Below are 3,127 nucleotides of genomic sequence, written 5' to 3' on the forward strand. Positions count from 1 at the left end.
GCCTCCATTCGATTCACCCGTCAATCACCCGTGAATCGAAATGGAGGTACATAATGAAGAAAATTAACCTTCGGGAACTTTATCCTGATGTTTATACAACAGACTTTTTTGTAAATGTGACCGAGGAAGTGTTGGATGTTATCCAGACAGCCCAGTGGCTGGAAGCGGCTTATGAGCGCCGTATGTACCGACACAAGGCCCACTATTCCCTGGACTGCGGAAATGGTATTGAGAAAGCCGCTGTGTTCCGCACGGCAACCCCGGAGGACATCTTTGAGGAAAAACAGTTCCAGGAGCAGGTCTATGCTACTGTGATGAAGCTGCCGGAGAAACAGGCAAAGCGAATTTATGCCCGATACTATCTGGGAATGACGGTAAATGAAATTGCCGAAGTAGAAGGTGTAGACCCAAGCCGTGTCCGAGACAGTATCCGCCGTGGATTAAAGCAGCTTGTAAAATATTTTTGATAAAATTTCATTTGATGCACCTGTTTTTTGCCTTTTTTGTCAGTGTTAATAAGAAGGACAAGTTTTCCTCCTTCATCAGTACATTGACAATCGAATAGACAGTACAACAGGTACATAACCCATGTACGAGCGAATATGAAACGCCGCGAAGATGGAGCAGTCAGGGAGGTGATGAAAAGACTTCTTCGGAGCGATCTACGATTTCATAAAACGGATTGTGGCAGATTCGGCGCGATGACTGCATGGGGGCTTAAAGATACTTCCTCACGGCCCGCCAAAGACTTGGGGGGAACCCTGCGGCACACGATACGAACGGTGCTGCGGAGTTATGACAGCCGCGCCAGCGGAGACCTGTTGTGTTCCCATCGTCAGGGGGCGTGGCAAATGTGATGAAAGCTGAGTTATATAAATAGGAAGCGTTTGCAGCTTCCTGTTCAAAATCAGATACCATGCGCTGGCAGTTTCGGCTGCCAGCGTATTCATGTGGCTTTGAACAAACACGATGACAAACTTGACAGATTGGAGGAAATATGCTTTATGGAAAAACTTATTACACGAAAAGAAGCAGCAGAAATTTTAGGTATCAGCATTGCAACGCTGGACGCGGCCCGTAACAATGGTCTTATTTCTTATGTGCAATATGTGCAGAATGGCTGTGTGTACTTTACTTCAGCGGGTCTTCAGGAGTATATCGCAAAATGCACCCACAGAGCAAAGCCAGCAGAAAAGAACGCAACTTATCGTAAACCTCGCAGAGCTGGAGTGTGAGCCGGTCCGTATCCTTGTCGAAATCATAATGGTCTGATAAAACATAGATACAGCGCTGGTTTAATACAGGATATGCTTTCTTTGCTTTCATTGACTACCTTTATAATTTTAACATAATATATAGCAAGAATTCTCCTTCCTCTACAGGTGGGAGATGAATTGCAAAAAATAAAAAGAACGCTTGTTTGGTAGTGAGATCCATGCTATAATAAAATCAGTCGATAAGATAATTATTCAAAAAAAGGACTGGTTTTATGAAAAATATGGATCATAATGCACATTCAGTGTACTTGCTGTATTATCACCTGATTATGGTGGTGAAATATCGAAGAAAAGTTATCAATGATCCGATTTCAGAAAGAGCAAAGGAAATATGGGAATATATTGCCCCACGGTATGGAATTGTTTTGGAGGAATGGAATCATGATATTGACCATGTGCATGTAATGTTTCGTGCACAGCCTAAAACAGAACTTAGTAAATTTATCAATGCTTATAAAAGTGCCAGCAGCAGGCTGCTGAAAAAAGAGTATCCGGAAATCCGGGAAAAACTTTGGAAAGAAGCGTTCTGGAGCCAGAGTTTCTGCCTTTTGACGGCAGGAGGGGCACCAGTAGAAGTGATCCGTCAATACATCGAAAACCAGGGAGAGAAAAAGAATTGAACATAGCATATCGTTTCCGGATTTATCCAACAGAAGAACAGAAGATACTCCTTGGAAAAACATTTGGCTGCTGTCGTTTTCTGTACAACCAGATGCTTAATGACAAGATCCAGGAGTATAAAAAGACAAAGAAGATGTTAAAGAATACACCAGCCATGTATAAAAAGGCGTATCCATTTCTGAAAGAAGTTGATTCGCTGGCGCTGGCAAATGTTCAGCTCCATCTGGAAAAAGCATATAAGAATTTTTTTCGTGATCCTAAGGTTGGATTTCCACGTTTCAAGTCAAAACATCACTCCAAAAACAGCTATACAACAAATGTAGTCAACGGAAATATTCTGGTAGAAAATAACCGGATCCGGCTTCCGAAATTAAAATGGATCTCCATGAAAAAACACAGGGAGCCTGCAGAAAACTGCCGTCTGAAATCAGTGACAGTCAGTATGGAGCCGTCCGGAAAGTATTTTGCAAGTCTGCTGTATGAAGGATACAGCTGCGAAAACCAAGCAGCAGATAAGGATTACAGTAGTGCTAAAATACTTGGGATTGATTATGCGATGCAGGGGATGGCTGTGTTTTCAGAAGAGATTGAGATGGAAGAAGCAGGATTCTTCAGAAAAAATGAAAAAAGGCTGGCAAGGGAGCAGCGTAAACTGTCGAGATGTGTAAAAGGAAGCCGTAATTATGTGCGACAGAAAAAGAAAGTTGCCAGGTGCCATGAAAAAATACGCAGCCAGAGAAGAGATTATCTGCATAAACTGAGCCGCAGGATCACAGACCAGTACGATATAGTTGCGGTGGAAGATATTGATATGAAAGCGATGAGCCAGTGCCTGCATTTTGGGAAAAGTATACAGGATAATGGATACGGGATGTTCCGGAATATGCTGGATTATAAGCTTGCCTGGAAGGGAAAAGAATTAGTAAAGGCAGACCGCTTTTTCCCGTCAAGCAAAAAATGCAGTAAATGCGGAAAGATAAAAAAAGAGCTGAAATTATCCGAAAGAGTTTACCGCTGTACGTGCGGAAATGAGATGGACAGAGATCGAAATGCAGCAATCAACATCCGTGAAGAGGCAAGAAGGATGCTGGCAGCATAAAGTGTCCGTATCCGGACAAGACAATAAGTAAGAAATATGCCCGTGTCCGGGCAAAAAATCGCGGGGCACGCGAGGATAGCTTGTAGATACTTGGCTCAGTAGAGCCATTGAGCAAGAAGCCCCCACTTCA

4 protein-coding genes are annotated in these 3,127 nt (G+C 43.0%); all 4 read left to right on the forward strand.

From position 1 onward, the window contains the following. The first annotated feature begins 53 nt into the window (after nt 1–53). The 4 genes from WMO75_RS19055 (at nt 54) to WMO75_RS19070 (ending at nt 2,997) form a co-directional block, all read left to right on the forward strand. Nucleotides 54–467, forward strand: coding sequence for a sigma-70 family RNA polymerase sigma factor (locus tag WMO75_RS19055; RefSeq protein ID WP_349078766.1), 414 nt, complete (start codon nt 54–56; stop codon nt 465–467). 537 nt (nt 468–1,004) lie between these two features. Continuing rightward, entirely contained in the window at nt 1,005–1,235 is a 231-nt protein-coding gene (locus WMO75_RS19060) for a helix-turn-helix domain-containing protein (protein WP_008728422.1), read from the forward strand. Nucleotides 1,236–1,489: 254 nt separating this feature from the next. Further along, nucleotides 1,490–1,897 (forward strand): IS200/IS605 family transposase, encoded by a 408-nt coding sequence (gene tnpA / locus WMO75_RS19065; protein ID WP_435378927.1) that lies wholly within the window; start codon nt 1,490–1,492, stop codon nt 1,895–1,897. Next, nucleotides 1,894–2,997, forward strand: coding sequence for an RNA-guided endonuclease TnpB family protein (locus tag WMO75_RS19070; RefSeq protein ID WP_118254075.1), 1,104 nt, complete (start codon nt 1,894–1,896; stop codon nt 2,995–2,997). Before tnpA ends, WMO75_RS19070 begins: the two co-directional genes overlap by 4 nt. Nucleotides 2,998–3,127 lie beyond the last annotated feature (130 nt).

Source organism: Blautia intestinihominis (assembly GCF_040096655.1).
Classification (GTDB): Bacteria; Bacillota; Clostridia; order Lachnospirales; family Lachnospiraceae; genus Blautia_A; species Blautia_A intestinihominis.

What these genes read in the sequence shown, in the direction of transcription:
- WMO75_RS19055 (WP_349078766.1), top strand. Translation starts at nt 54, where the DNA reads ATGAAGAAAATTAACCTTCGGGAACTTTATCCTGATGTTTATACAACA.
- WMO75_RS19060 (WP_008728422.1), top strand. Translation starts at nt 1,005, where the DNA reads ATGGAAAAACTTATTACACGAAAAGAAGCAGCAGAAATTTTAGGTATC.
- tnpA (WP_435378927.1), top strand. Translation starts at nt 1,490, where the DNA reads ATGAAAAATATGGATCATAATGCACATTCAGTGTACTTGCTGTATTAT.